Origin of the sequence: Marinobacter salinisoli, assembly GCF_017301335.1 — a bacterium.
Classification (GTDB): domain Bacteria; phylum Pseudomonadota; class Gammaproteobacteria; order Pseudomonadales; family Oleiphilaceae; genus Marinobacter; species Marinobacter salinisoli.
The window spans coordinates 3,612,391-3,636,534 of sequence record NZ_CP071247.1; the positions used below are offsets into that span (position 1 = coordinate 3,612,391).

Genomic DNA, 24,144 nt, shown 5'->3' on the forward strand with positions numbered 1-24,144 from the left:
GAACTCCGTACTCTACCCCAAGAAAGCGCTCCATTGCGCTGTCTGGACAAAATCTGGTCTAAGCTCATATAGGCTCCGACGCCGTTCTGCGGAACCACTCACTCAATCGCTACCGGACACGCGCCACTGACACGGAGAACTTTCTATGGCCGCATCCTCTAGCCTGGGCAATGTCGTAGGGCGCTGGATTTTTGCTGCTGCACTGGTTTTCGGTACCTACAACCCGACGCAGTATTCCTATATCTCCTGGGCCTTTGACTCGGAAACCACCATGGGGCCGGTCATCGCCATCGTCGGCATTGTGTTACTGATCGGTTGGATTGTTTTCCTGAGGGCCACCTTTTTGTCCCTGGGCTGGCTGGGCATATCCCTGGGCGCCGCCTTGCTGGGCTGCCTGGTGTGGTTGCTGGTGGATATCGGCTGGCTCAGCCTGGAAGGGGAAAGCGCGATGACCTGGGTCATTCTGCTGGTTCTGTCCCTGCTGCTGGCCTTCGGCCTGTCCTGGTCTCACATCCGGCGCCGGCTGACCGGCCAGGTGGATGTGGATCACATTGAGGACGGGCGGGGTTAGCCCCCGATTGTCACCGGCAGCCCCCTGCTCTGCCGGTGACTCTGCTTCCTCTCGGAAACTAGGTACCCGCAACAATCAGCACGCCACCGAGCACGATGGCGAGGCCACCAATAGCCCTTGCCCACCGGTCACCGCCCGGCATCAGCTTTTCCAGCAGCACCACAGCAGCAATCACCGCGATGACGGTGAGGTCCATCACACCACCGACAAACAAAAGCAGCATCAATGCCCCACAGCAACCCACACAAAAGATGCCGTGCCGGACCCCCATCTCAGCCGCGCCAGTAACGCCCGGTCGCCAGTAACGTGTAATGAAAAGCAGAGGGCCACGGCAGCGTTTCAGGCAAGCCTGCTTGAATGAGGAAAACTGGTAAACGCCGGCGGCGATCAGCAGAGCCCCACTGAACAAAGCACTCTGGCTACGCATCATGGGGCTGAGCAACGCCAGTTCCTCCAGAAGCCACTGCAGCGCGGTGGCAAAAAGGCTGAACGCGCTCCAGACCAGCAAATAGCCGCCGATGAAGGCCAGCGTACCGAGCACAGCCGGGAGACGGTTCCTGCGCGCCACCTGCCGATAAAGGAGCACCATTGGCGCGGCGCTGGGCATCATCATGGCGATCATCATGATGATCCACATCACCAGCATCAGAATGAAATAGCTCACCGTCCAGTGATGAAATGTCACCATCCCACCCGTTGCCATGGCATCCATGTCAGACGCCATACCAATCAGGTACAACCAGGCCAGAACTGTGATTGCAAGCAGGCCCGCCAGGGTTATGCGGCTTCCGCGCAGGGAGCCCTTCGCGACCAAACGGATGTTATCCCCAATCGCCATGGTCGCAGATCAGTGATAGACGCCGGTCGGGCCGATATCCAGATGCGCCATATGGCTGTGGGAGGCGCTCAGCTCCATGGGCACGTCGGCGTGCGCACTGGTGCGGCCGGTCGCCACTTCCGCCACCGCGTATTCAAAGCCTTGCGGCAGGTCAATCCGGGCCCGGTGCTCCGAGCCATCGACGGGGCTGAGGATCGGCGTTCCACTGGCCTCAATCAAATCAGCTACCCGAATCGTCGCGTGCCGCCCCTCGACGTCACACTCCATGTCGATCGGACAGAATACCGGATCGTGCATCTTGGTGAGCGTGCTGGCGAACACGTTAAAGAAGGTCGCCCCCGGCTCGGATGTTTCGCCGGACAGAATCGCCATGAGCGCCTCCCGCTGCTCCGGTGTCGCCCGCTCGTCGACGAATGCCTGCGCCGTGCCATTGCCCTCGTGAATCGCGCCCGGCCACTTCAATGTCATCGCAAACGCCAGGCCATCAAGGCGGGTATCTTCAAAGAACCCATCTTCAATCTTGACCGCAGCAAAAGCCTCACAATCACCGTGACTGGGTCTGCCCATGAACTGACATGGGCAACCGAGGTCGCAGTTGCAGTTCACAAACTCCAACCCCTTAATACGCCAATTTACCTTATCCATCGTCGTTACTCCTCTGGTAACGCAGCCTCTGCATAAAGGATAAACCAGCCAGATCAGGCCATTAGATTATTAACGCGCCAAAACTCCCTGAATAGTTCGTGGGGCGTTAAAGGCAAGCAGCGCGCGATGCTGGGGAAATGAGCTGGTGGTAGATAAAAGAGGTAGGGAAAAAAAACCGCAGAATAATTTCTGCGGTTTTTTCAGGATCGGGTCAGTTACGCTTTACGCCGACGCGCCAAACCTAAACCAAGCAACCCCAGGGATAGCAATCCGAGGGTGCCAGACTCCGGAACAGCAACATTGCCATAAGAATGATTATCTGTTTCGAAAGCAAAGCTGGTGCTTGTCATGACAAAACTGTCAAAGGTGTGCCCACCATCGAAAAAGAAATTCACATAGCGGTTGGAATTCCAGCTGCCCTGGTTCCCGTCGGCTATCAGCTCGGGCGTGATGTCACCGCCGCCAAAGCTTGCAACGGACGTCATGCCATCAAAGAACTCGATGGTATTGTAGGTATCCACTGAGCCCCAGAAGAAACCAAAGTAGTTGTAGCTGCCGTCCAGAGTAAACGTGGCGCTGCCGTTGCTTACGGGATTGGGCACACTGATATATTTATCCGTAATACTAAAGGGCGGAGCGGATTGTCCGGTGCCACTTGGAGTATCGTAGATCGTAAAATCGCCCACTACGCTAGTGTAGGAGCCGGTAGTACCATCGTTAAAATCGACGGTGGTCACACCCACCTGGGTTGAGGTGAGCTGATTCGCAGCTTCTACGGAATACGTGACACCTGCCTGGACGCTGCTGACGGACAAGGCTATGCCCAATGCCAGCGAAGCTCGTTTAAAATTCATGATCTATATCCTTATATTCCTTGTTTCATGTCCACTCGAAGCGGTTTGGTCTCGGGCAGGGAACGCCCGCAATAGTAGTAGCAAATAAGATACCAAACCGTTTTTATCAATAAATACAGAGAGCTATTGGAATTTCGACCCGCACAAACTCACCATGTGTAAATTTTATGGACGCATAAATCGGCTCGTCTGTATCGAAAAGAGCGGTCTCTGCAGCGATTCCGTGATCCCGAACGCTAAACGCCCCCCGTACGCCCAAACTCCTTGAACTCGTCCTGTGAGCCGGATTTAGTCGTCAGGGGGGTGAATTGCTGCCTAACGAGCATTAATGAGCCAGGGCGGCCTTTTGGAAAGCCTGGATGGATAACCAAGGTAAGGCGCTACTGAGGGAAATTCTGGACGAGCGCAGGAAAACCAAGGAGCAGATCGCAGGGCTCAGAAAGTAGGCTAACGATGAGGCAGAAAAGGACGGGCAGCTAGACCGACACAGTGGTGCTGCTTATCAGCCAGACAGCGTGCGTCACCCCTGCCCGTCCAACCGTCGGCTAACCCATTGGTGATACCAGCACGCCAATGCCGGCCGGATAACGGGCAAGCCTATGATCCAAGCCAGCGGCTTGAGCAGAGGCACCCGGGACATCAGCAGGATGTAGGCATCCATTTCTCGATGGATGTGGCCGTCGGCATCCTTGACGTGCAACTCCCGAAGCGCACGCTCCGGATCAATGCCCTGTGCACGCAAGACGGCGTCCTGGCCGGTAATATCCAGCCACTCCACCGCGCCTCCGCCCTTCCCGGCCAGCTTTTCATACCAGCGCCGGTCTTTGATACACGCAGGGCAGGCGCCATCGTAAAACACCACCAGCTTTTCGTTGTTCCTGCCCATGTATCGGCCTATTGCCGGATCAGACCCGGCTCAGGAATTTGCGTTCTTCCACGTTCACCTTGATACGGTCACCCGTGGAAATGTGTTCTGGAACCTGCACTACCAGCCCAGTGGAAAGCGTCGCCGGCTTGGTACGGGCCGTGGCAGAACCGCCCTTGATCGACGGGTCCGTCTCGGTGATTTCCAGCTCAACGGTGGGCGGAAGTGCCAGGGATACCGGTGAGTCGCTGAGCAATATGGCCATCACCCCCTCCGTGTCTTCACTGATGAACAACAGCTCGTCTTCGATCGCCTCCTTGTTCAGGCTGTACTGGGAGAAGTCCTCGCTATCCATGAACACGTACTCTTCGCCATCAGTGTAGGAGAAGGTCACCGGGCGGCGCACCAGGTCCGCCAGGTTCAGCATGTCGGAATCTTTAAAGGTATGGTCAATCTTGTTGTTGGTGACCACGTCATACATCCGCATCCGGTAAAGACTTCCACCCGCTCGCCCCTGAGGCACCGAACGCTCGATGTCCTTCACGAAATACACTCGCCCATCAAACTCCACCGCTGAATTCTTTTTGATCTCACTTGCTTTTGGCATGACTGAAACTCCGAATACTTATTCAACAGCGGGCTCCCCTGGAGCGCCCGCCAGTTCACGATGTGCTGGTATACCATGAAGTTTACCAACGTGCTAACCGCGCCCGGAACGCCTCTTTGATTCGGCATATGTCCGTTTTGACCAATTATATGTCGGACTCGCCAATTACACCCTGCGTCCGTCTGTGAGAGCCTGCGTTACTAATACAGCTCGCATGACTTCACCGAACGAACCCAACTCTGCAGGACCAGCTCTGGAAGCGCTGCAGCGGCATCAGAAACGAGAGGGCACTATGTCACTGGTCACCATAGAAAAACGGGGACACATCCTGCTGATCGGCCTTAACCGGGCCGACAAGATGAACGCCATGAACCGGGCGATGTACCACGAAATTGCCCGCGCCTACCATCAGCTTCAGTTCGATTCGGAACTTCGGGTGGGACTGCTCTATGCCGAAGGCGACCACTTCACCAGCGGCCTGCAACTGGATGACTGGGCCGGCGTGTTTTCCAGCGGTAAAGGCATCGAGCCAAACGAGGGCGAACTGGACCCATTCAACGTTGTTGGCGAGGCACTGACCAAGCCTGTCGTGTTTGCCGCCCAGGGCATCTGCTTTACCTGCGGCGTTGAACTGATGCTGAATACCGACATTCGCGTGGCCGCCAGGGGCACCCGCTTTGCCCAACTGGAAGTGAAGCGAGGTATTTTCCCGTGCGGTGGTGCCACCATTCGCCTGCAACGGGAAATTGGCTGGGGCAACGCCCAGCGCTATCTGCTGACTGGTGACGAGTGGAGCGCAGACCAGGCCTACCAGTGGGGATTGATTCAGGAACTGGTTGAGCCGGGCGATCAGTTTACAGCGGCCCTGGCCATTGCGGAGAAAATCGCCAAAGCAGCGCCCCTTGGCGTCACTGGCAGCCTCGCCTCCTCGAAACTGGCGGTTCAGCAAGGGGAAATCGCCGCCAAGCAGCACCTGTTCACGTCGCTGCAACCGGTGATGGCCAGTGAAGACGTCAAGGAAGGCATACAATCGTTTCTGGAACGCCGTGAGGCGGTCTTCAAAGGACGTTAATTGCGACCGTCTGTGCTACCTTTACCCGCCTAATGAGGGGCTCAAGGGGCTAACCCCGATAGCGGGCGGCCGAGAACAGAGCAATACGTTTGTCGTCTGGCGTAATTCCGGAAGGATATGTTCAGCTGTGCCCTCTTAATTTCCGAGGAGTGATTCATGGAACCTATTATTCGGGGCGTGCTGGATTTTCGCCAGAATGTCTATCCGGAGCGCAAAGACCTGTTCGGCGCGCTCGCTGGCGGCCAGAACCCGGATGTTCTGTTCATTACCTGCTCGGATTCCCGCATCGACCCGAATCTGGTCACCGGCACCAGCCCCGGTGACCTGTTCATCTGCCGGAACGCTGGCAATATTATCCCGCCCCACAGTAATCAAACGGGCGGGATGACGGCGTCCATTGAATATGCCGTCGCGGTACTGCACGTTCGCCATATCATTGTCTGCGGCCACACCGACTGCGGTGCCATCAAGGGCGCACTGGATATTCCGGCCCTCAAGGGCCTGCCCCACGTCAAAGAGTGGCTTGGACACTGCCGGTCGGCCATGGAAATCGTCCGGGAGCGTCATAACATCCCGACAGAATCCGGCCTGGACAGCAGTTATCTGAACGAAGCCATCGAGGAAAACGTGCTGCAACAAGTCCAGCACCTGCGTACCCACCCCGTGGTTGCCGCGAAACTGGCCTCTCACAAAGTGAAAATCCACGGCTGGGTCTATGACATCAAAACCGGCAACATCCGCTGCTGCGGACAGGACAGCATGGATTTCACCAACTTTGATGACTTCTACGCGGATGAGATCGCACGGATCTCACAGACAGACTGAGCATCAATGCGCCCGCTTGCGGGAACGGGCGCGCCATCCGACCTCAGGTTCCCAACTGACCGGAAAACACTTTTTCAAAGAAGCCAAGTACACGGCGCCAGCTGTCTTCGGACGCATTCTCGTCATACCTTGCCCGCATGGGTGAAGCTGCGGCGACTTTTTTGAACATGAAGCTCTGATGGTCGTTCATGTAGGAATGCCCGACGTTGTCGTAGGTTTTAATATCGTGGGGGACCCCGAGGCGCTCAAGATGACTGGCCAGGCGCTCGCCGTGGCTGCCGTATATCAGGTCCGTTTTGCCCCAGCCACCGACGGCGGGACAGATGCCTGAGAGGGCTGCATGATTGCCCGGAATTGAGCCGTAGAAAGGCGCGACCACCTGCACCGGCGCCCGGGCTGCGTACAGCACGGCAAATCGTCCGCCCATGCAGAAGCCCATCACGCCAACCTGGGTCACCGGCTCCTCAGGCTGGCTCAGCAACCACAGCCGGCAGGCCTCCAGTTGCTCGAATGCCTCCCCGCTGCCCATCTCGTGAGCCTTGAGCGTCTTGACCACACACAGCGGCTTGCTACCCGGCAGGTCGTACAGATCCGGTACCAGCACCGGGTAACCGTTATCGGCCAAACGGCGGCCAATACGCTCGATATCGGCGGTGTATCCGAAGATATCGTGAATGGCGATGACCGCCGCCCGATGAGGGTTCGCATCCTTCGGGCGATACCAGTGGGCCCGCATCCGGTGCCCCGAAGGCAAGGGAATGTCTACTTGTCGATCCATGATGAATGTTTCCTGTCCAGGCTACCCTGCGTTTGCCCGGCCATTGTCACACACCGCACCATCGAGGGTGTGTGGCTCACCGTAGCAAAAGTATGGGCAGCCCGGTCAGTTCCCGGGCGCCATCAGGCCGCCGACTGCTCGAACTCCTGGGCCGAAAGCTGCCATTCCTCGCCTTCATAATAGGCTCTGACACGGGGGTTCATTACCCGGAACCACAGCGGCGGCACCAGGGCCAGAACATACATCCCCGCATAACCGGTGGGCAGCTGCGGCGCACCATCGTAATGCCGAAGCACCTGGTACCGGCGGTTGGGAAACGCATGGTGATCAGAATGGCGTTGCAGGTGAAACAGCCCCAGATTGGTAATCAGGTAATTGCTGTTCCACGAATGGGCCGGCGTGGTGCGCTCGTAACGACCGTTCGGCAGTTTCCGGCGATGCAACCCGTAGTGCTCAATGTAATTGATGATTTCCAGCGTAGTGAAGCTCATCCAGCTCACACCCAGATAAAACACCAGCCCGGCCCATCCAAACAGCAGCAGGGCAGCCACCGCAAATGCAACGCTCACGGCGTTCCACCAGATCAGCTCGTTGCGCCAGTGAAAAGTGGGCAAGCCCAGCCGTTTCAGCCGCTTCCCTTCCAGCTTCCAGGCATTGCGCACATTGTGCAGGTAGGCCCTGGGCAAGAAATGGTAGAGGCTCTGGCCATATCGAGCGGACGACGCGTCCTCGGGGGTAGAGACGGTCACGTGGTGGCCACGGACATGCTCCACCTTGAAGCCGGCGTAGCACACCGAGGCATACAGAAGCCCTCCGGCCCAATTCTCCAGCCGGCTGCGCCGATGGATCAGCTCGTGCCCGACATTGATGGACAAAATTGCGCTGATAATGCCGCAGGACAGAATCCAGCCTACCTGCCCCGCCAGCGTGAACTGGTCTGTCGTCACAAACACCCAGGCGCCGAAATACAGCACCGCCAACTGAGTCGGTACCGCCATCAGAGTCAGCAAGGCATACCATCGCTGGGCCGCCAGCTGTTCGACCTCATCTTCCTGCGGATTGGACGAATCCTTACCCACCAGATGATCAACAACCGGGATGATTCCAAAGATGACAAACAGCGGCCACCAGGCATACAGATTCCAGTGCCCGCTTTCCTGCATGTTTTGCCAGGCGTTGTAGGGCAGCATGGCGACAAAAAACACCAGCAGAAACATCGCTTTTTTCAGGGTAATCATTACTTTCGGTGGCACTCGCTCGAGCATGTCAGCCTCCCTTGCCTAAGCCGAACCTATGGATGCCCTCACTGTGCGCCCGTTTGCAGAACCGTGCAGGTTAGCAATTGACAGTTATCTGTCATTTTCAGACACTGCATGAAAAACCAACAAGAATATTCACCTCATGACCAGCAACGCCCCTCACATCGCCACGGCGGCCCGATACATCCACATCCTTTGCCAGCAACTGACAACGGATCAGCTCACAACCGAGGCACTTCTGGCTGGCACCGGGCTTCGGCAGGATGAACTGCTGACCCCCGATGGCTGGATCGATCACCAGACACTCGACCAGTTCCTCGCCAACGTTGAAAACCTGGCCGACGAACCGCTGCCCGGGGTAAGGCTGGGCCATCACCTGAATGTGAGCGCCCATGGCGCCGCCGGCTACGCGGGCCTGACCGCCGGCAACGCAGGCCAGGCGATTGAGGTGGCAATCAGGTTCTTCCCTCTGATTACCTCACTGGCTTGGCTTGGCCTCGAACACCGGGGCGAACGATCCGACCTGAGGATTACACCCGCACCCGGGATTTCCGAGAGAACGGAACGCTTCGTGGTTCATACCCTGCTTGCCAGCTTCGATGTCATGGGCAGCTTTCTGGTGGGGAATCTGGACCTGCGGGCAAGCCTGGCATTCGCTGAGGACCCGGCATTGAGTGAGCGGCTCGGCGCAGCCATCGACAACATTGCCTTCAACCAACCCGAGCACCGCCTCTCGCTGCCACGGGAAAAACTTGAGATTCCCTTCGCCCTGGCAGACCAGGCCGCGCACAGCCGGGCGCTGGCGCAGTGCAATGCGGAACTTGAACAGCTGGCAAGGCATCAGGGGCTGGCAGGCAAAGTGATGGAACGATTACAGCACTGCGGACAGCGGCTGCTCAATCAGGACGCCATCGCAGCTGATCTGGGCATGTCCTCTCGAACCCTGCACCGACGGCTACTGAAAGATGGGACCAGTTTTCGGGAGCTACTCTTGCGAGAGAAGATGGATCGGGCCAGGCATTACCTGACCCATGACCAGCTGAGCGTCACCGAAACGGCTTACCGGCTCGGCTATCAGGATTCCGCCAACTTTACCCGCGCCTTTCGACAGGCCACGGGTCTGACACCTACGCAGTACGCAAAATCTGGTCAGCCGGGCACTGAGCCATCAGCTCCCGAACGTCGGCCAGGAACTGGTCAACGCGCTCGTGAGTCGTCGCCCAGGAACACATAAGCCGGGCGGCACCGCCAATAAAGTTGTAAAAGCGCCAGCCCCTGGCGCGCAGCGCTTCCTGGACAGAATCCGGCATGGTCACGAAGAGCCCGTTGGCCTGCCGCGGGTATCGCAGCGACACACCGGGTATGCCGGCCAGGCCGCTGGCCAGCCGCTCGGCGCAGGCATTGGCATGGCGGGCATTTTCCAGCCAGACATCGTTTTCCAGCAAACCGCACCAGGGCGCCGAGATGTACCGCATCTTGGAGGCAAGCTGGCCGGCCTGCTTGCAGCGCCACTCAAAGTCTTCCGCCAGCGCGCGGTTGAAAAAGACCACCGCTTCACCCATGGCCAAACCGTTCTTGGTGCCAGAGAAACACAAGACATCCACCCCGGCTTTCCAGGTAATTTCAGAGGGATGAACGTCCAGCGCGGCAACGGCGTTGGCAAAACGGGCGCCATCCATATGGATGTTCAGTCGGTGGGTATCCGCCACCGATTTAATCGCCTTCAGCTCTTCCGGAGTGTAAACCGTGCCCACTTCCGTAGCCTGGGTCAGGCTCAGCGCCTTGGGTTTGGGGTAGTGAATATCGGTGCGCTTGGTGACCAGGTGTTCGATGCTGTCGGGCGTCAGCTTGCCGTCGGCACCCTCACCGAGAAGCAGTTTGGAGCCATTGGAGGCGTATTCCGGGCCGCCGCATTCGTCGGTTTCGATATGCGCCAGCTCGTGACAGATCACGCTGTGAAACGACTGCCCGATAGAGGCCAGCGCCAGGGAGTTCGCCGCGGTACCGTTGAACACGAAGTAGACTTCGCAGTCGGCATCAAACAGCGCCCTCAGCGAATCGGCGGCGCGCAGCGTCCAGCTATCTTCACCGTAAGCAGGCTCAGGCATCGCGTTTGCAGCTTCCATTGCTTTCCACGCCTGCGGACATACCCCGCTGTAATTATCACTGGCGAATTGCTCGAACTGGGACACGATGCGCCTCCTCAACGGTATAAAAAAGGTTGAAATTCTGCTGATTTCAGATTCACCCGTCAATGAACGGGTGCCTATACATTAGTGTGCTCCGCCGGGCTGAACGAGGCACGGTGGGTAAACCGTTCCGTTGCCAGTATGGCCCAAAGACAATGACTCCGTCGCAACAGCGGAATGCCCGGATGCCTTATACTCGACACTACCACAGGCCATACCTGCAGGATGCAGTGACCATGACAGAGACTGGCAAGGCCAGAAGCACCGGACGCATTTTCGCCGCCATAGTGGGTATGGTGGCCATCATTGGCGCTTACCTGCTCCTTGAAAACAGCCTCAATCAGCTGGCCGAAGCACGCCAGATGGAGCGCCTGCCCTACACGCCTCTGGGTGCCGTGACCCAGGGCCCCTACGCCCTGCGCGGTCAGGTGGCAGCAAACAACACCACCGTGCGCACCCCCTACTCCGGCACCGCCGCTGTCTATTACCGCTATACGCTGGAAGAGGAGTACCGGGATTCCGACGGCGACCGCCACACCCGCACGCTGGACTCAGGCACGGCCGGTGGCGAGTTTCTTCTGACCGATTCGACAGGCGCCCTGCGCATAGCCCCCGGCTCGGCGGAGGACCTCCAGTGGCGGATTGAACGTTCCTACCAGCGTCAGGAAGGCGACCGGATCTATTCCGAGTGGGCGCTGTCGCCCGGAGACACAGTCAACACCCTCGGACGCTACGACAGCCAGGAAGATCAGCTGGTGTTTTCGGGCCTTGAAGTGTTTAGCCTGCCCGCGCTGGTCTCGACACGCGGCCTCAGCGTAGCCGGTGGTGACCGGCTCCTGGACGTTGCCATTCGGATCTCTGCCGGCACCGGCCTGCTGGCACTGGGCGTAGCCCTGCTGCTGACCTTTGCCCGGGTGCACCGGTTCTGGGTGTTCGTGGTGGCGATGCTCTTTGCCGTCGCCGGCACGCTCTGTGTCATGGGCGCGACGAAACTCAGCCAAGAGTGGGCGTCGGTCGCTACCCTGTATGACACCCGTCACCAGGGCCTGCTGGCGCAACCGGAAAACGCACTTGTGCTGGCAGACGTCGCGGCGTTCCAGCAACTGATTCACCGCAGCACACATGGTTGGCTCGACACCTGGCTGTACCGGCGCACCGTGGCAACCCCCTTGCCGGTACCTGACCTCGACGCCCAGGCCAAAGCCCTGGTGCAACAACTGGTAGCCGCCAAGCCCCAAACCCGCTATGAACACACCTGGGTGAGCTGGATACTGGCGGCTGCGGCCGCGGCAGCCGCCGCATTACTGCTGGTTGCTGCAATTCGACAGGTCAAGTTCAAGCGCCTGATCGAAGCCGTGCCCACCAGCAGCGCAACGGGGCTCAGTTATGGCCTGGCGGAACTGAACGGAACTGTCCGTGCCGATGAACATGCCGGTACCCTCAGCGACCCGCTGCGCCATGAACCCTGCGTGGCCTATAACTATCGGGTGGAAGAAAAACGGGGTACTGACAAGGAGAACAACTGGCGCATTGTCGAGCGCGACGTCGATCAGGTTCCGTTCTGGCTGGAAGACAGCCACGGCCGCGCCCGGATTCAGCCGGAAGGCGCGGATTTCGACTTTCCCAAACGGTATTCGGAAACCCGGGGCGACCGGCGCTATACCGTGCAACTGCTCCCGCCGGGCACCCGTCTTTTCTGTCTTGGCTTCGCCGGCCTGAACCAACAACAGCCCGATCAGCTGGTGCTGCAGGACGATGCCGACAACCCGTTCCTGCTGAGCGCAAAAACCGAAGCCCGAATTGTCGAAAGCAGTGGTGCTCGGGGCTTCCTCATCACCGCCGCTGCGCTGGCGCTGGCGTTGTTTTCCGCGACGTCCGTGCTTGCTGCCGATGGCAGCTTCAGCCCGGGAAACCTGCTTGCCTCAGCACTGGTGGTGCCTGTCACGCTGTGCCTGTATCTGGCGATCCTGCATTACAACGACATGGTGTTCCTGAAAAAACGCGTCGATCGTGCTGAGGCCAACATCGATACCATTTTGCAACAGCGATACGACCTGTGGCCGAACCTGGAAACCGCAGTGAACGCTTTTTTACAACATGAGAAACAGCTGCTGGAAACCATAGCCGCCCTCAGGGCAGCTAAGCCATCTGGACTGGAAGGAGCCCGGCAAACGGGCGATCGCCTGGACAGGGAAAGGCGCGTGACCGCCGCGCTTCAAGCCCGGATAGAAGACTATCCGGACCTGAAGAGCCACGCTGTCGTGAGTCGTTTCATGGCGATCATGGCAGAAACGGAAAACTACCTGGCCCTGCTAAGAAACAGTCAAACCGACAGCGCCACTATCTACAACACCCGGATACAGTCTTTTCCAGACCTTATACTTGCCCGGTTGTTCGGATTTCAGCCGGTTACGCCGCTGGGGAAAACCTCTTAACCTGACAGACCAAGGTTCTGTGCATCCATCTCGATACACCGGTCCAGCAACGCCAGGTAATCCGCTTTGGCTTTACGCTTGGTTTCTTTGTGGGCCCGCATGTTCAGCTGGCGCAATTGCTGGGCCTGCTCGTTGGCACGCGCCATTAACTCGGAGGACGGCACGATTTCATCCAGGAATCCGGCTGCAATGGCCCCCTCGGGGCTGTAGATTTCCGCATTCACCACCGAACGATAGAAATGGGCTGGTGCCAGGCGATGGCGCGCGATCTCCAGCCCTGCATGGTGCATCGTCATTCCGATCGCCACTTCGTTCAAACCCAGCTTGAACGGTCCTTCGGTGCCGATGCGGTAATCCACAGACAAAAGAACAAACGCGCCTTTGGCGATGGCATGCCCGTTACACGCGGCGATCACCGGCAACGGGAACCCGGCCAGACGACGCGTGAAGGTAGACCCGACGGTCACCAGTGCAGTGGCGGCTTCCGGTCCTTTCTGCATTTCTTTCAGGTCGTAGCCACCGGAAAAAATACCCATCTGCCCGGTCAGAATCACCACGGCCTTGTCCTGTTCAGCACGATCCAGGGCGGCATTCAGAGCCTCAAAGACCTCATGGCTCAGGGCGTTGGCCTTGCCGTTTGCAATCGTGACAGTCGCGACACCATCGTTCAGTTCATAGCTTACAAGCTCGGTCACCGGTTTTTTCTCCTCATCCGCTGTTGATTCAAACCGGATGAACTGTGCCAGCTTCCGGGACTGGAGGCCATAGCTGATATGGTCGTGCCGCCATCGTGTGGCCGGAAAGTGGCACCATGAATTGGCGGCAGGGGTCGCAAAGCGGGCATCCCGAGTGTGCAGTAACGCCCCACCAGCCCCAAACACAGGGCGTTGAGCGCAATCACAAGACCTCGATTCCTGCGAGTTGCTCTCACGCTATCGGCGCTGAACAATCAACATCCCGCACTATTTTTTTGAGGCACCTCCCAAAAACAATAATCGTGCGAATTAGGGCAGCAGCCCACATTCCAAATTTTGGTATAAGACAGTACGACAAATCGATATTTGTCGTCATGGGGACGTATCTCGAAAGCAGGGTCTTGTGCCTTCTGCACACACCACGTTGCCCCAAATGGACAATCGGCAAGGAGCCCAAATGAAGTCTGCCAAAAACAGTTTTGCACTCACATTTATAGGATTGAGTCTTCTCTCGACCAACACACACGCTGCGCCCCCTTCCTACAGTTTTGTATCGGTTGATTATTTGAGATCCGAACTCAAGGATGTACCACTCAATATCGAGACTTACGTTTCGATTCCTGAAAAAGATGTGACATTTGACGGCCTTCAGTTGGCGGCCAGCTTTGATTTCGGAAACAACTGGTTCGGGCAAGTCCGATTCCAACAAATCAACGGAGAAACCAACCACATTATTGAAACTCCGTTAGGCAATATCTCGCCGGACGCTATACCTCCTGGCGCCACATCAAACGAGGATAATATTGAACTTGACCTAACGGGCTCTTTGGTGACGATATCCGCGGGCTACATCTTCTTCCAGGATGACATGAGCAGTGCATATTTAGCAGGCGGCTATGCACATACAAAGGTCGAAATCGAACTTGAGAACACCAATATTTTCCGAGATTCGAATGGCAATCGAGTTCCCAATCTACCCGGCTATTTCGAGTCGGGAACTGCATCTGGCAGTGGTGATGATTCCGGAGCGATCTTATCCATCGGATACCGACGAAACATCACCGATACGCTCCAGGCAGGTTTGCGTGCAGATCACTACACGGTAGGAAATTCGTCCAGCGAGCTCACACTTGAAGGCATCTATTTTCTGACGACAGGTTTGGGACTTCAGGTTGGTGGAACCTTCTATGATGATGGCAGCCAATACAATTTGGGCGCCCGCTACAATTTCTGAAACACATGGCTCTCGGTGCCTTTTGCGCCGAGAGCAAGCCCAACAGGCCTTGCAGCATTTGGCTAACTCACGAGCCACTCACAACCTGATTCTGGTCGCAAAATTCACCAGCCCAATATCCGCTTGCGCCATTTTACGCCTTTATACCTCTGGTGCCAGAACACCCTTTGAATTTCACTAATTGGTTAATGGTATCGAGCCTTTTATGGATTTCATTAAGCTGAGTACTTAAGCCCTCTCTTTGATCCACAAAAAGCAACGCAGGAGGGAAAATTAACACGCCAATGAAACCCGCTGCCTGATCACCAGCTCTTTTCTCGCTCACGTTAGAATAGAGTTCCTCTCTGGCCTGTGCTATTTCGTTGATCTCCTCGCTTAGTTGAGAACAGCTTTTCTCTAGATCCGGCTTATTAAACTCTTTTTCCGACAGCTTATCAGTAGCATCGATAGAGCTAATATCTCTCGGGAGATCTGGGGGCGGAGTCACACAGGCACTCAAAGCCAACACAAGAAACAGGGGTGCTCTACTCAACAAATTTGACTGCACGGCCCTGTCCTTCTAACTCTCCCCAACTCAATGCTCCAATACCCACCGAGCCGTATCTAACGAAGATAATCGCGTCAGCGCCAAGCATAGAGGCTTTTTGTTTTAAGAGCTTGTTTACGTCTTCCTGTGTCGGGTCATCATGAAATAATGTGGTCTTTCTCGCTTTTGCTTTAATATCATCAAGAATCCTATACCTTTTATTGTCTATATCGTGCTCAGTGACAACAATTTTGTCGGGATGAACTTTAAACACAGGATTATCAGCGTATGGATCATAATTATTATTCGCACACCCACTAACAAAGATGATTAGAAACGGCACTAAAACTCTAAACATGAAAATCTCCATTATGTTTGTGATTCCGAACCTTAACACATCGAAAACTTTTACCCAGTGATCTGGTTTCTATTTCGCAAAACAGCAATTAAGCAGAAGTATCTGATCTTTTAAAAATCTGACCTTTTGGTCCCCACGACCTTCGCGTCTTCGAGCAACTCGCCTCTCGTTAGACTGCACAATCCCCATGCAAAGAAGCGGAATTCATACACGAAATTCGAATATTTTGCAGAGATTTACGCGAGTAAGAGAGTTCTTGATGGAATCTAATAGCTGTTCCCAATGCTACCGGCTTAGCTTTAAGAAAACCTGGGAGGTCTCGACGGTCGCAAAGCGGACATTCAGGTTGTGGGAGTGCCGCCGATCAGTGGAGTTCACCGAAACGATTTTGACAACACAGCCACTCGTTATACTCAAGTACAAGCCGTCGGTCAGTTGATCCTTAAGAGGCCTGTCACCGACATACATTTGGGAACAGTTGGAGCATTGTGATCACTATTTGGAATCGTTGATCACAACCAGGTGCCCCCGAAAAAAGCCAGCATGACCCAAATCACCAAAATACTCTGAACCACTGAGGCCCCGGTAAAAGCCAACCAGAAACACTCGCAGGCCAAGAGCCCTAATCCGAACCGGCGTCATCCTCATCGCAGAACGCAGATTGATGGAATTCTTTGGCGGCTTGAGCTTCTTTGACGCCAGTTTCAAACAGTTCGGGAACATCGCCGCCAGCGAGAACTTCCAACACGGCGTGTACCCCATGGGAGAGCGAGGTGAGGTTATAGCCGCCCTCCAGAACCAGTGCTAATCGCCCCTGGCAATGCTTGTCGGCAATGTCCTGCACGATGCGGGTGATTGCTTTAAAACCGTCGAAGGACAGGTTCAGGGCCATGTCGTTGCGGTGGGGATCGAAGCCTGCTGAAACAAGCACGATATCGGGTTTGAAGTAGTCAGCCGCAGGCACAAGAATTTCTCGGAACACCTTTTCAAAGGCAATGTCGCCAGCGGACTCTGGCAGCGGCACGTTGATCGTGTAGCCCTCGCCAAGACCATCGCCCACTTGCTCGAGATGTCCGGAGCCCGGATAAAACGGCGCGGCGCAGTGGGTATCGAAGAACAACACATCCGGATCTGCCCAGAAGATATCCTGCGTGCCATTGCCGTGGTGGGCATCCCAGTCGACGATCAGCACTCGCTGGCAATCCAATTTGGCCTGCGCGTGCGCGGCGGCTACGGCGACGTTATTGAGCAGGCAGAATCCGCGCGCGCGGACTGGTTCCGCATGGTGGCCCGGAGGTCGCACAAGCGCAAACGCGCTTTGAGCATCGCCTTTGACAACGCTCTCCACGGCAGCAATTGCGTTGCCAGCAGCGGCGAACGCGGCATCGATGCTTGCGGGCGAGACGGCCGTTGTATCTTTGTCAAGCCAGGCGCGCTTGCCCGCCAGCGAAGTGAGGTGGTCCAGATAAGACGTTGTATGAACCCGGGCGAGCTGTTCGTAGCTTGCCGGTTTGGCACCGCCACAAATCTGAACCCCGGGGATGGGGTTTTTGTCCAGGTGCGCCTTGATTTCTGAAAGCCGCCCAGGGTGTTCGGGGTAACTCCATTTAAAGTTCAGCCCCTGGAGAATGCTCCTGACGCGTTTTTCCACACGACTGGCCAAGAACGGAAGCTCTACTTCGGGGTTGTGTTCCAACATGATGTCGTCATAAAAAACATGAACGCTGCGATCGCCAATCATGAAACTCGTCCTTTTTCGAAAAACCGGAATGCCCTCGCTTTAAGAGCTGATAGCACTTGATGTTACTCAGCCAAGGCCGCCTTTACCGTTGACGTAAACGCCGAGGCACGAACTCCGATGGTTTCAAAACCCATCCTGGTCCAAACCGCCTTGGCTTGCTTGTTGGTTGCCGCGTATTCGAGGACCAGCTCGTGCGCATGGTGACTTTCCGCAAATGCCACCAGATGCTTTAGCAAGGCCCTGAAAACACCCAGACTGCGAAACTCGGGCTCCACCCATACGTCATCAATAACGGCCGATCGATATTCAACGGGCTCGACTTGTTCCCAGATGCCCTGACTTCGCCAAACATAGACATACCCCATGCCGATAAGGCCACGCCCGGGTTGCTCCGCCACCAGCAAATGCTTGTTCTCGTCGCCCAGTGCAGAGTGCAACACCTCCAGCAGGCGCTGATACTCACCCTCCTTGAGCGTCTTTGGCGCAGAACCCGCGACATGAAGCGCGAGTTTGGCAAGAAACTCCACAAGCACAGGAAGATCGGTATCGATTGCTTCCCGGATCAGAAAGTTTGGCTGTTTCGCTTTCTTCTCTGCCATAAATGCCCTCGAACACGCCGATTGGGACAGCCAGTGGATAATATGGACGTTCCCTGCCCCTTCGGCATCAGTGTGCCAGATCGGAGGTGTGATCCGTAACCGTTCAAAACAGGCGGCGTCATCATCAATGTGAGAACCACCGGCATTGCCCGAACAAAGAATGCAGTCAGTATTCATGGGGGCGATTTGCACAGCAAGGGCGTGGTTCGCAAACGACTACATCGCTCTAAACTCCTGCCGCCGAGTTCAGGCTGTTCATTCGGTGGCCAAAGAGCGAGCCGGCCACAATACGGTGCCACGAAAATTGTCCACCGGCGGCACGGGGCAAGTTGCCCACAGAATCTGTGGATAACTCTGTTAGCACTGACGGGAAAGGAACGGCAAAGCGCCGGTTAGCAGGCGTGCGCCTGAAGTGAGTGGAAAACAACCAGGGTCAGAAACATTGAGCCAGAACGGTTAGAAAAGCGGCAACAGACTGGCCCGCGTGGCAGACCGACGGATCGCGACTATGCTCTGAGTCAGGCATCGTTTGCCACCGCAGAGGGCCGCCATGAAACTTGACCTTCCCCAGTTGCCAGAACTGAAAATCGACACCGACCACCGGGTCCCCGCTGCGTGGGACTTCGACACCAGTGTCAGCGTGGTGCTGCTGATACCGGAATCAGACCGAAAATCCGTACTCAAAGCTCCGTGGGGCGATTTCCTCGCGCTACGTCTGACGGACTTTTCCACAGCCACCAACCCGGTGTTGCTGAGTGGCCCCCGGGGCAACCGCACAGCCATCCTGCAGGTTCCGGATACTCCAAATACCTTTCGCTATCACACGCTGGCGCGCAAAACCCTGGAACCCCTGGTGAACGAACGCGCCTCAAGCATTAACGTGGTGTCTTTCCTCGGCAACATCGACAGGGCCAGCGCCATGGCCGAAGCGATGGTTGCCGCCGCGATTGCCCGTCTGTTCAGGCTACCCAAAATCTCGAGTAAGCCGGATGAAACCGCCGGACTGCGCGCGATGAATTTCTATGGCGAATTCGATAACGCGGATTTGCGAGGCATTCAAGCAACGGCCGAGGGCAATAATCTGGCCCGCTGGCTGACGCAATTGCCGGGTAACTACCTGACACCCGGGTTATACCGGGACTATGCCGAGGCGCTTGCCCAACGTGAGGGATGGCAAGCCCGGTTCTATGATATTGATCAGCTGAAAGAACTCGGAGCGGGTGCCTTTTTATCGGTGGTGCAGGCCAGCCCGGAGCCGGATGCCGGCATACTGCATCTTCAGTACCGCGCTTCCGATACTGGCCAGCCGCCCCTTGCGCTGGCCGGCAAAGGCATCTGTTTCGACACCGGCGGCAGCGATCTGAAAGTGGGTGGCCACATGCGCGGCATGAACGGGGATATGCAGGGCAGCGCGGTGGCTTTGGGAACCCTGCTCGCACTGACACGACTCAAGTTCCAGCACCCCGTCGATTGCTGGCTGGCGCTGGCGGAAAACCACATCGGCTCGAGGGCAGCCAAAAGCAATGACGTGGTCACCGCCATGAATGGCACCACCATCGAACTCGTCAATACCGATGCAGAAGGCCGTATGGTGCTTGCCGACACTCTCGCGCTCGCCTCCCGCTCACAACCCCGGGTCATTGTGGATTACGCCACCCTGACCGGCTCCTGCGTGAGCGCCTTGGGGCAACGCATTGCCGGCGGCTTTACCAACCGGCGAGACTGGATTGAACCCATCATTCAGACCGGGGAGCAGTGTGGCGAACGGGTCTGGCCGTTCCCTTTCGAGGACGATTACGACGAGGACCTGAAATCCGACGTTGCCGACACCCTGCAATGCCGGGTGGAAGGCACGGGCGACCACATTTACGCGGCACGGTTCTTGAGCCAGTTCGTGGCAAGCGGCATCGACTGGCTGCACATCGACATCGCCCCTACCAGCGCACACAAGGGCGGCCTGGGCGCCATCCCCAGCGAGATTCAGGGCTTCGGAGTACGATTTGGTGTCGAATGGCTCAAACGATTCACCGAGTCCTAGCTGGCGGCCTGAACATCCCACTTACCCACAAAAACTGTGGATAACTGTGTTAGCACACGCTTGAAAGGTCGCTCCGCCCCCCGCAACTCAAGCGCTGCCGATTTGTGTCGATAATTTGATCGCACGAACACCCACAGGCATATATGCCACCAACAAATACATATCGTCCTTTCCCCAAGACACATCGTCCCAGATTCCGGACATCCACCATCTCTTGCGCAACCTAAATAACCAAAAACCCATATCTTTCAACAACAAGAAAGCTGGCACGATAATTTCTTGAGCTGGTACGGCCGTACAATAAATCCAATAAGGAGCTTTACATGCCAAAACTATCGTTCGTGCCACGTCTCGTGGCCGCGGCGTCTACGCTGGCCCTGTCTGCCAGCCTGATGCTGCCGGCAGCCCATTCGGTGGCTGGCCAGACCGACTCCTACACCCTGCCACAACAAGCCTATAACCAGTCCCGGAGCAGAAACTACAAGGTCTACGTGCCGACCAACGTCGCCACTCCCGCGCCCATGGTGATGGCTCTGCATGGATGCAAGCAGACCAATGACGACGTTCTGACCGACTGGGGCATGAAAGCCGCAGCCGACAAGTACGGCTTCATTCTGGTGGCACCATTTATCACCAGCTACGACGGACTGCGTAACGAGAACTGCTGGGGCTTCTGGTTCGATCACCATCGCCATGAAGGTGCCGGCGAGGTGGAGGATCTGCGCCAGATTGCCCTGGCGGTGGAAGCAAACTACAGCATTGATCCCAACCGCCGCTTCATCACGGGCCTGTCCTCGGGTGGCGCGATGACCGCCGTGGCGGCCGTGGCGCACAACGAATACTGGGCGGCAGCGGCACCGGCGGCGGGCTTGCCCTACGGTGAAGACTCAGCGTCTGTCTCCTTATCCGGACAGTGTCCGGGAAGCGCGACATTTCATCCGGTATCCCGAGTGGTGTCCGACATGCAGGCCGAGCTGAACGACAGCTATCCGATTCCGACCATGATTCTGCAGAACAAGAATGACTGTACGGTTTTGCAGCAGGGCGCCGAAAATATCCGCGATGCCCACCTCCAGGTTTTCGGAACCACGCCCTACACCACCACGACGGACGCGGAAGCCGGTTCAGCCGCCTGCGCGCCCTACTATCAGAACAATCACAGCTGCATACACACCCGCTATACACAGGACGGCACCATGGGCACACGCTCAGTGGTTGAGACCGTATTCCTGGACGGACCCTTGGCCACACCGGACACCACAGACACGGATCACGGCCACTACTGGGTAGGCGGAGAGAATGGCGGCAATGGCAGATGGTCGGTGCGGGTTGGCCCCAGCTATCCGGATATCATCTGGGAATTCTTCAGCCGCCACAGCCGGGACGGTTCGCAGCCCAGCGGTCAGCCCGCCATAACCCTGATCGGCGACAATCCCATGGACGTTGCGCTGAACAGCGCCTTTACCGATCCCGGCGCGACTGCTGAGGATGCCGAGGACGGCTCCCTGACGGTGACATCGGACTGCAGCCAGGTAGACACAACAACCGTGGGCACATACAGCTGCAACTACTCCGCCACAGACAGTGACGGCAACACCACGGCCAAAGACCGGGCAGTGATCGTTTATGATCCGAACGCGTCCACGGCAACCTGTGAGGAAGTCACTGCGGCCCCCTACTACCATGTTCTGTTCGACAGGGCGTACGCCGGAGGTACCTCCAACCTGCGTGCCTTTGCCACGGGGGACAACGTGGATATCGGTGGCTCTTTCGATACCTGGACGCTGGTCACCCTGTACGAGGGCGACCCGGGCCTCTGGTACACCGTCAAGCCTGAAGCCTGCGGTGGCACTGGCTCCGGAGGCACTGGTGGCGGCAGCGAGCCGGCCTGTCAGGACTGGAACGACAGCAACCTGAACCACGACATCGCCAATCGAGCCTACTACGCCGCGGGCTATTACACCGTGGGTGGTAACGACTACCTTGGCGCCTTGTCAGGCACCTACGCCTGGGTAAAAGAGACATCAGAGGGCGTGTTCGAAGCCGGACAATGTAATTAAGTCCCAGCGCATTCAGCGCGACGGCTTAGCGGGGCACACCTGTTCGCAGGTGCGCCCCCGACTCCACCGCAAGGCACCGCCCTCCATCGTCACCAGCCCACACTCCTCGCTGGTCATGCCCCATATTGTGGCCGGAGATTGCCACCATAATTGGGACGTTCAGGTCGCAAAGCGGACATTCAGAATGGCCGTTTTACCCGCTTCCCTCTCGCGAACTAAATCCGACAAGCCCAGCTCTACCAAATTTTAAACTGGTTTTTGTTGCCATCACTGATATTTCATCCACTTGCACGCGCTACTAATCCAGCTTCAGTGGTTTTGAGAAGCGAAATTCGCCGCGCAGTATTTGCAACCCAAAGTAAACAATACCGCCAACCGCTCCGCTAATAAGGCAAGCCCCGTGTAACGCATCGATAGTCAGAAGTCCAAGAAACGGATTGTTGGAGGCAACGGGGAAGAACGGCTGAACATCTGCATGCATTATCCCGTCCAACACAACATGGCTGAAAGCTCCAGTGAAAGCGGAGAAGAACGCAACCGGCCAACCTATGACGCCCCATGCCTCACGATCTCTCAACAGCAGGTATAACCCAATCTCCGAAAGATATTTTCCGGAAAGGGCCGCAGCAATCGCGAGCAAGGTCGCACCAACGAATGTGTGGGAAAACCCGTGAAGATGACCCTCACCGGTAATCATCACGAACAGCGGCTGTATATCCATTACAATCTGAGACCAGCCAAACACCATCAGGCTAAAACTTCCCTGCAATAGCGATTTGATGAGGATTCCAGGGCCCATATGGATTGGTGTGAAAGGCATATATTCCTCTTGATGAAGGTGCCAAAGATCTTCGGTTCGGTAACAACTTTAAGACGAAGTTGAAGCAATTCAGCTAGCGTAAGTCTCACTCCGTCTTTTGAAAGCGTGTACAACCAAAACCAGTATGACAATTGCGCCAAACAATAGGCCGGCTGTGAAAAATACGAAGCCAATTTTAGAAACTGCCGTGTGGCTGGCTGAAACTATGCTCGCTTTAGTTGAACTGCGAACCACACTAAACATCGAGATCACAATGTCAAATCATTACGATGAGTTCCTGACGGAATGCCCATGACCGGGAAAATTCCTACCAGCAAGACGCCCAAAACAGAAGTATTTGAATTCGAATTGTTTACACCCTGTTTCGCTCTGGATTAATGCCTCCACCTACGTCAGGATAGGAAACAACAAGACAATGATTCTTTAATCTGAAAACACAGATTGCAGTAAGGGATTTCGTTGAAACAAAAATTTATCAATACGTGCGGGTTTGCAGCGCTCACGGCACTGCCAATTTTGTTGCCCGGTATTCAGGTGGTTTATGGAACCGGTAGCTGGGCGGTTTCCGGAATTGGATATTTTCTGGTACTCATTTTGGTGCTGACGTTTGTCGGAGTCATTCGTGTAACTTCTCGTCTAGCACCAATACAACAAGATCCAACAATAAGGCGCACAACGAACACCCAGGTTTTGTTCGGCTGCGTAGCTGGTTTCGTGCTGGGGATTTATGCTTCTGAAAAGCTAAGGATACTCGGATTTGAGCTGGCGGTGGAACGAGCGAAGCCAGTGACTGAGGCAATGAAGGCCTATGTTAAAAAATTGGGGCACGTTCCAACTTCGTTAGACTCTCTTATTCCCGAATACTTGCCCAAGATGCCGGCCAAGCTACCTCCCCTTGAGATCGTTAGAGAGCCTTATCGGTTAGCTGAGTTTGGAGCTGAACAGTGGGCCTTGGAAGCAGACGCGGCCAGCGGCTTAACTCAGTGGGATTACCTTATTTATCACCCTGGCGAGACATATCCAAAGATCGAGAATGGGCTAAAAGTAAAGATTATCGGCAACTGGGGCTATTTTTACGATTGATCTCCTTGCTGCTTTGATTCCAAATTTTCACTCCTGAAATCTACGGTGTATT

General features: G+C 56.3%; 23 protein-coding genes. 9 read left to right on the forward strand and 14 right to left on the reverse strand.

The genetic code is table 11. From position 1 onward, the window contains the following. Nucleotides 1–145 precede the first annotated feature (145 nt). Nucleotides 146–571: a DUF6524 family protein gene (locus LPB19_RS16515; protein WP_206643969.1), complete on the forward strand. Its 426-nt coding sequence runs from the start codon at nucleotides 146–148 to the stop codon at nucleotides 569–571. Nucleotides 572–629: 58 nt separating this feature from the next. Here LPB19_RS16515 and LPB19_RS16520 read toward each other — a convergent pair whose 3' ends face one another. The 5 genes from LPB19_RS16520 to efpL form a co-directional block, all read right to left on the reverse strand. After that, entirely contained in the window at nucleotides 630–1,409 is a 780-nt protein-coding gene (locus LPB19_RS16520) for a DUF2182 domain-containing protein (RefSeq protein ID WP_206643970.1), read from the reverse strand. A 9-nt stretch (nucleotides 1,410–1,418) separates the two neighbouring features. Then, the gene (locus LPB19_RS16525) at nucleotides 1,419–1,976 is read right to left on the reverse strand and encodes a DUF1326 domain-containing protein (RefSeq protein WP_206643971.1); all 558 of its coding nucleotides are present in this window, start codon (nucleotides 1,974–1,976) and stop codon (nucleotides 1,419–1,421) included. Nucleotides 1,977–2,269: 293 nt separating this feature from the next. Continuing rightward, nucleotides 2,270–2,908, reverse strand: a complete 639-nt coding sequence (locus LPB19_RS16530) for an Npun_F0296 family exosortase-dependent surface protein (RefSeq protein WP_206643972.1) — start codon at nucleotides 2,906–2,908, stop codon at nucleotides 2,270–2,272. A gap of 520 nt (nucleotides 2,909–3,428) precedes the next feature. Then, nucleotides 3,429–3,794, reverse strand: a complete 366-nt coding sequence (locus LPB19_RS16535; protein WP_206643973.1) for a thiol-disulfide oxidoreductase DCC family protein — start codon at nucleotides 3,792–3,794, stop codon at nucleotides 3,429–3,431. A gap of 19 nt (nucleotides 3,795–3,813) precedes the next feature. Beyond that, nucleotides 3,814–4,380 (reverse strand): elongation factor P-like protein EfpL, encoded by a 567-nt coding sequence (gene efpL / locus LPB19_RS16540; protein WP_206643974.1) that lies wholly within the window; start codon nucleotides 4,378–4,380, stop codon nucleotides 3,814–3,816. A gap of 292 nt (nucleotides 4,381–4,672) precedes the next feature. On the opposite strand from efpL, the gene LPB19_RS16545 reads away from it, so the two are divergent. Together LPB19_RS16545 and LPB19_RS16550 are read left to right on the forward strand one after the other, a co-directional pair. Next, entirely contained in the window at nucleotides 4,673–5,452 is a 780-nt protein-coding gene (locus LPB19_RS16545; protein ID WP_206643975.1) for a crotonase/enoyl-CoA hydratase family protein, read from the forward strand. Between the two features lie 156 nt (nucleotides 5,453–5,608). Next, nucleotides 5,609–6,277, forward strand: a complete 669-nt coding sequence (locus LPB19_RS16550) for a carbonic anhydrase (RefSeq protein WP_206643976.1) — start codon at nucleotides 5,609–5,611, stop codon at nucleotides 6,275–6,277. Between the two features lie 43 nt (nucleotides 6,278–6,320). Here the strand turns inward: LPB19_RS16550 and LPB19_RS16555 are convergent, their stop codons facing one another. Both LPB19_RS16555 and LPB19_RS16560 read right to left on the reverse strand, forming a co-directional pair. Further along, nucleotides 6,321–7,055 (reverse strand): dienelactone hydrolase family protein, encoded by a 735-nt coding sequence (locus LPB19_RS16555; RefSeq protein WP_206643977.1) that lies wholly within the window; start codon nucleotides 7,053–7,055, stop codon nucleotides 6,321–6,323. 122 nt (nucleotides 7,056–7,177) lie between these two features. Beyond that, nucleotides 7,178–8,320: an alkane 1-monooxygenase gene (locus LPB19_RS16560; protein ID WP_228289150.1), complete on the reverse strand. Its 1,143-nt coding sequence runs from the start codon at nucleotides 8,318–8,320 to the stop codon at nucleotides 7,178–7,180. A 136-nt stretch (nucleotides 8,321–8,456) separates the two neighbouring features. Between LPB19_RS16560 and LPB19_RS16565 the strand changes: the two genes are divergently transcribed. Further along, complete coding sequence (locus tag LPB19_RS16565) at nucleotides 8,457–9,548, forward strand: helix-turn-helix domain-containing protein (RefSeq protein ID WP_206643978.1); 1,092 nt, start codon at nucleotides 8,457–8,459, stop codon at nucleotides 9,546–9,548. Here the strand turns inward: LPB19_RS16565 and LPB19_RS16570 are convergent. Next, nucleotides 9,442–10,509, reverse strand: a complete 1,068-nt coding sequence (locus LPB19_RS16570; protein ID WP_228289286.1) for a threonine aldolase family protein — start codon at nucleotides 10,507–10,509, stop codon at nucleotides 9,442–9,444. The genes LPB19_RS16565 and LPB19_RS16570 overlap by 107 nt on opposite strands. A gap of 230 nt (nucleotides 10,510–10,739) precedes the next feature. On the opposite strand from LPB19_RS16570, the gene LPB19_RS16575 reads away from it, so the two are divergent. Then, the gene (locus tag LPB19_RS16575) at nucleotides 10,740–12,938 is read left to right on the forward strand and encodes a LemA family protein (RefSeq protein ID WP_206643980.1); all 2,199 of its coding nucleotides are present in this window, start codon (nucleotides 10,740–10,742) and stop codon (nucleotides 12,936–12,938) included. Here the strand turns inward: LPB19_RS16575 and LPB19_RS16580 are convergent. Continuing rightward, nucleotides 12,935–13,633: a crotonase/enoyl-CoA hydratase family protein gene (locus LPB19_RS16580; RefSeq protein WP_206643981.1), complete on the reverse strand. Its 699-nt coding sequence runs from the start codon at nucleotides 13,631–13,633 to the stop codon at nucleotides 12,935–12,937. The genes LPB19_RS16575 and LPB19_RS16580 overlap by 4 nt on opposite strands. A 457-nt stretch (nucleotides 13,634–14,090) precedes the next feature. Here LPB19_RS16580 and LPB19_RS16585 point away from each other — a divergent pair, with 457 nt between their 5' ends. Next, nucleotides 14,091–14,867 (forward strand): hypothetical protein, encoded by a 777-nt coding sequence (locus tag LPB19_RS16585; protein ID WP_206643982.1) that lies wholly within the window; start codon nucleotides 14,091–14,093, stop codon nucleotides 14,865–14,867. Nucleotides 14,868–15,000: 133 nt separating this feature from the next. Here LPB19_RS16585 and LPB19_RS16590 read toward each other — a convergent pair whose 3' ends face one another. From LPB19_RS16590 to LPB19_RS16605, 4 genes are all read right to left on the reverse strand, one after another. Beyond that, a complete protein-coding gene (locus tag LPB19_RS16590; protein WP_206643983.1) occupies nucleotides 15,001–15,414 on the reverse strand; it encodes a hypothetical protein in 414 nt (137 codons plus the stop codon). Beyond that, complete coding sequence (locus LPB19_RS16595) at nucleotides 15,392–15,751, reverse strand: hypothetical protein (RefSeq protein WP_206643984.1); 360 nt, start codon at nucleotides 15,749–15,751, stop codon at nucleotides 15,392–15,394. The genes LPB19_RS16590 and LPB19_RS16595 overlap by 23 nt, the downstream gene beginning before the upstream one ends. Nucleotides 15,752–16,373: 622 nt before the next feature. Next, entirely contained in the window at nucleotides 16,374–17,492 is a 1,119-nt protein-coding gene (locus LPB19_RS16600; RefSeq protein ID WP_206643985.1) for a histone deacetylase family protein, read from the reverse strand. 62 nt (nucleotides 17,493–17,554) lie between these two features. Continuing rightward, on the reverse strand, nucleotides 17,555–18,091 hold the full coding sequence (locus LPB19_RS16605; RefSeq protein WP_206643986.1) for a GNAT family N-acetyltransferase: 537 nt from the start codon (nucleotides 18,089–18,091) through the stop codon (nucleotides 17,555–17,557). Between the two features lie 550 nt (nucleotides 18,092–18,641). On the opposite strand from LPB19_RS16605, the gene LPB19_RS16610 reads away from it, so the two are divergent. Both LPB19_RS16610 and LPB19_RS16615 read left to right on the forward strand, forming a co-directional pair. Further along, nucleotides 18,642–20,129 (forward strand): M17 family metallopeptidase, encoded by a 1,488-nt coding sequence (locus tag LPB19_RS16610; RefSeq protein ID WP_206643987.1) that lies wholly within the window; start codon nucleotides 18,642–18,644, stop codon nucleotides 20,127–20,129. A 323-nt stretch (nucleotides 20,130–20,452) separates the two neighbouring features. Continuing rightward, a complete protein-coding gene (locus LPB19_RS16615) occupies nucleotides 20,453–22,189 on the forward strand; it encodes an extracellular catalytic domain type 1 short-chain-length polyhydroxyalkanoate depolymerase (RefSeq protein WP_206643988.1) in 1,737 nt (578 codons plus the stop codon). A gap of 298 nt (nucleotides 22,190–22,487) precedes the next feature. Here LPB19_RS16615 and LPB19_RS16620 read toward each other — a convergent pair whose 3' ends face one another. Next, nucleotides 22,488–23,009, reverse strand: coding sequence for a metal-dependent hydrolase (locus LPB19_RS16620; protein ID WP_206643989.1), 522 nt, complete (start codon nucleotides 23,007–23,009; stop codon nucleotides 22,488–22,490). A gap of 459 nt (nucleotides 23,010–23,468) precedes the next feature. On the opposite strand from LPB19_RS16620, the gene LPB19_RS16625 reads away from it, so the two are divergent. Beyond that, nucleotides 23,469–24,092, forward strand: coding sequence for a hypothetical protein (locus LPB19_RS16625; protein ID WP_206643990.1), 624 nt, complete (start codon nucleotides 23,469–23,471; stop codon nucleotides 24,090–24,092). Nucleotides 24,093–24,144: the final 52 nt, after the last annotated feature.

Coding starts and splice junctions, on each gene's coding strand:
- LPB19_RS16515 (WP_206643969.1), top strand. CDS start 146: ATGGCCGCATCCTCTAGCCTGGGCAATGTCGTAGGGCGCTGGATTTTT.
- LPB19_RS16520 (WP_206643970.1), bottom strand. CDS start 1,409: ATGGCGATTGGGGATAACATCCGTTTGGTCGCGAAGGGCTCCCTGCGC.
- LPB19_RS16525 (WP_206643971.1), bottom strand. CDS start 1,976: ATGGGCAGACCCAGTCACGGTGATTGTGAGGCTTTTGCTGCGGTCAAG.
- LPB19_RS16530 (WP_206643972.1), bottom strand. CDS start 2,908: ATGAATTTTAAACGAGCTTCGCTGGCATTGGGCATAGCCTTGTCCGTC.
- LPB19_RS16535 (WP_206643973.1), bottom strand. CDS start 3,794: ATGGGCAGGAACAACGAAAAGCTGGTGGTGTTTTACGATGGCGCCTGC.
- efpL (WP_206643974.1), bottom strand. CDS start 4,380: ATGCCAAAAGCAAGTGAGATCAAAAAGAATTCAGCGGTGGAGTTTGAT.
- LPB19_RS16545 (WP_206643975.1), top strand. CDS start 4,673: ATGTCACTGGTCACCATAGAAAAACGGGGACACATCCTGCTGATCGGC.
- LPB19_RS16550 (WP_206643976.1), top strand. CDS start 5,609: ATGGAACCTATTATTCGGGGCGTGCTGGATTTTCGCCAGAATGTCTAT.
- LPB19_RS16555 (WP_206643977.1), bottom strand. CDS start 7,055: ATGGATCGACAAGTAGACATTCCCTTGCCTTCGGGGCACCGGATGCGG.
- LPB19_RS16560 (WP_228289150.1), bottom strand. CDS start 8,320: ATGCTCGAGCGAGTGCCACCGAAAGTAATGATTACCCTGAAAAAAGCG.
- LPB19_RS16565 (WP_206643978.1), top strand. CDS start 8,457: ATGACCAGCAACGCCCCTCACATCGCCACGGCGGCCCGATACATCCAC.
- LPB19_RS16575 (WP_206643980.1), top strand. CDS start 10,740: ATGACAGAGACTGGCAAGGCCAGAAGCACCGGACGCATTTTCGCCGCC.
- LPB19_RS16585 (WP_206643982.1), top strand. CDS start 14,091: ATGAAGTCTGCCAAAAACAGTTTTGCACTCACATTTATAGGATTGAGT.
- LPB19_RS16595 (WP_206643984.1), bottom strand. CDS start 15,751: ATGTTTAGAGTTTTAGTGCCGTTTCTAATCATCTTTGTTAGTGGGTGT.
- LPB19_RS16600 (WP_206643985.1), bottom strand. CDS start 17,492: ATGATTGGCGATCGCAGCGTTCATGTTTTTTATGACGACATCATGTTG.
- LPB19_RS16605 (WP_206643986.1), bottom strand. CDS start 18,091: ATGGCAGAGAAGAAAGCGAAACAGCCAAACTTTCTGATCCGGGAAGCA.
- LPB19_RS16610 (WP_206643987.1), top strand. CDS start 18,642: ATGAAACTTGACCTTCCCCAGTTGCCAGAACTGAAAATCGACACCGAC.
- LPB19_RS16615 (WP_206643988.1), top strand. CDS start 20,453: ATGCCAAAACTATCGTTCGTGCCACGTCTCGTGGCCGCGGCGTCTACG.
- LPB19_RS16620 (WP_206643989.1), bottom strand. CDS start 23,009: ATGCCTTTCACACCAATCCATATGGGCCCTGGAATCCTCATCAAATCG.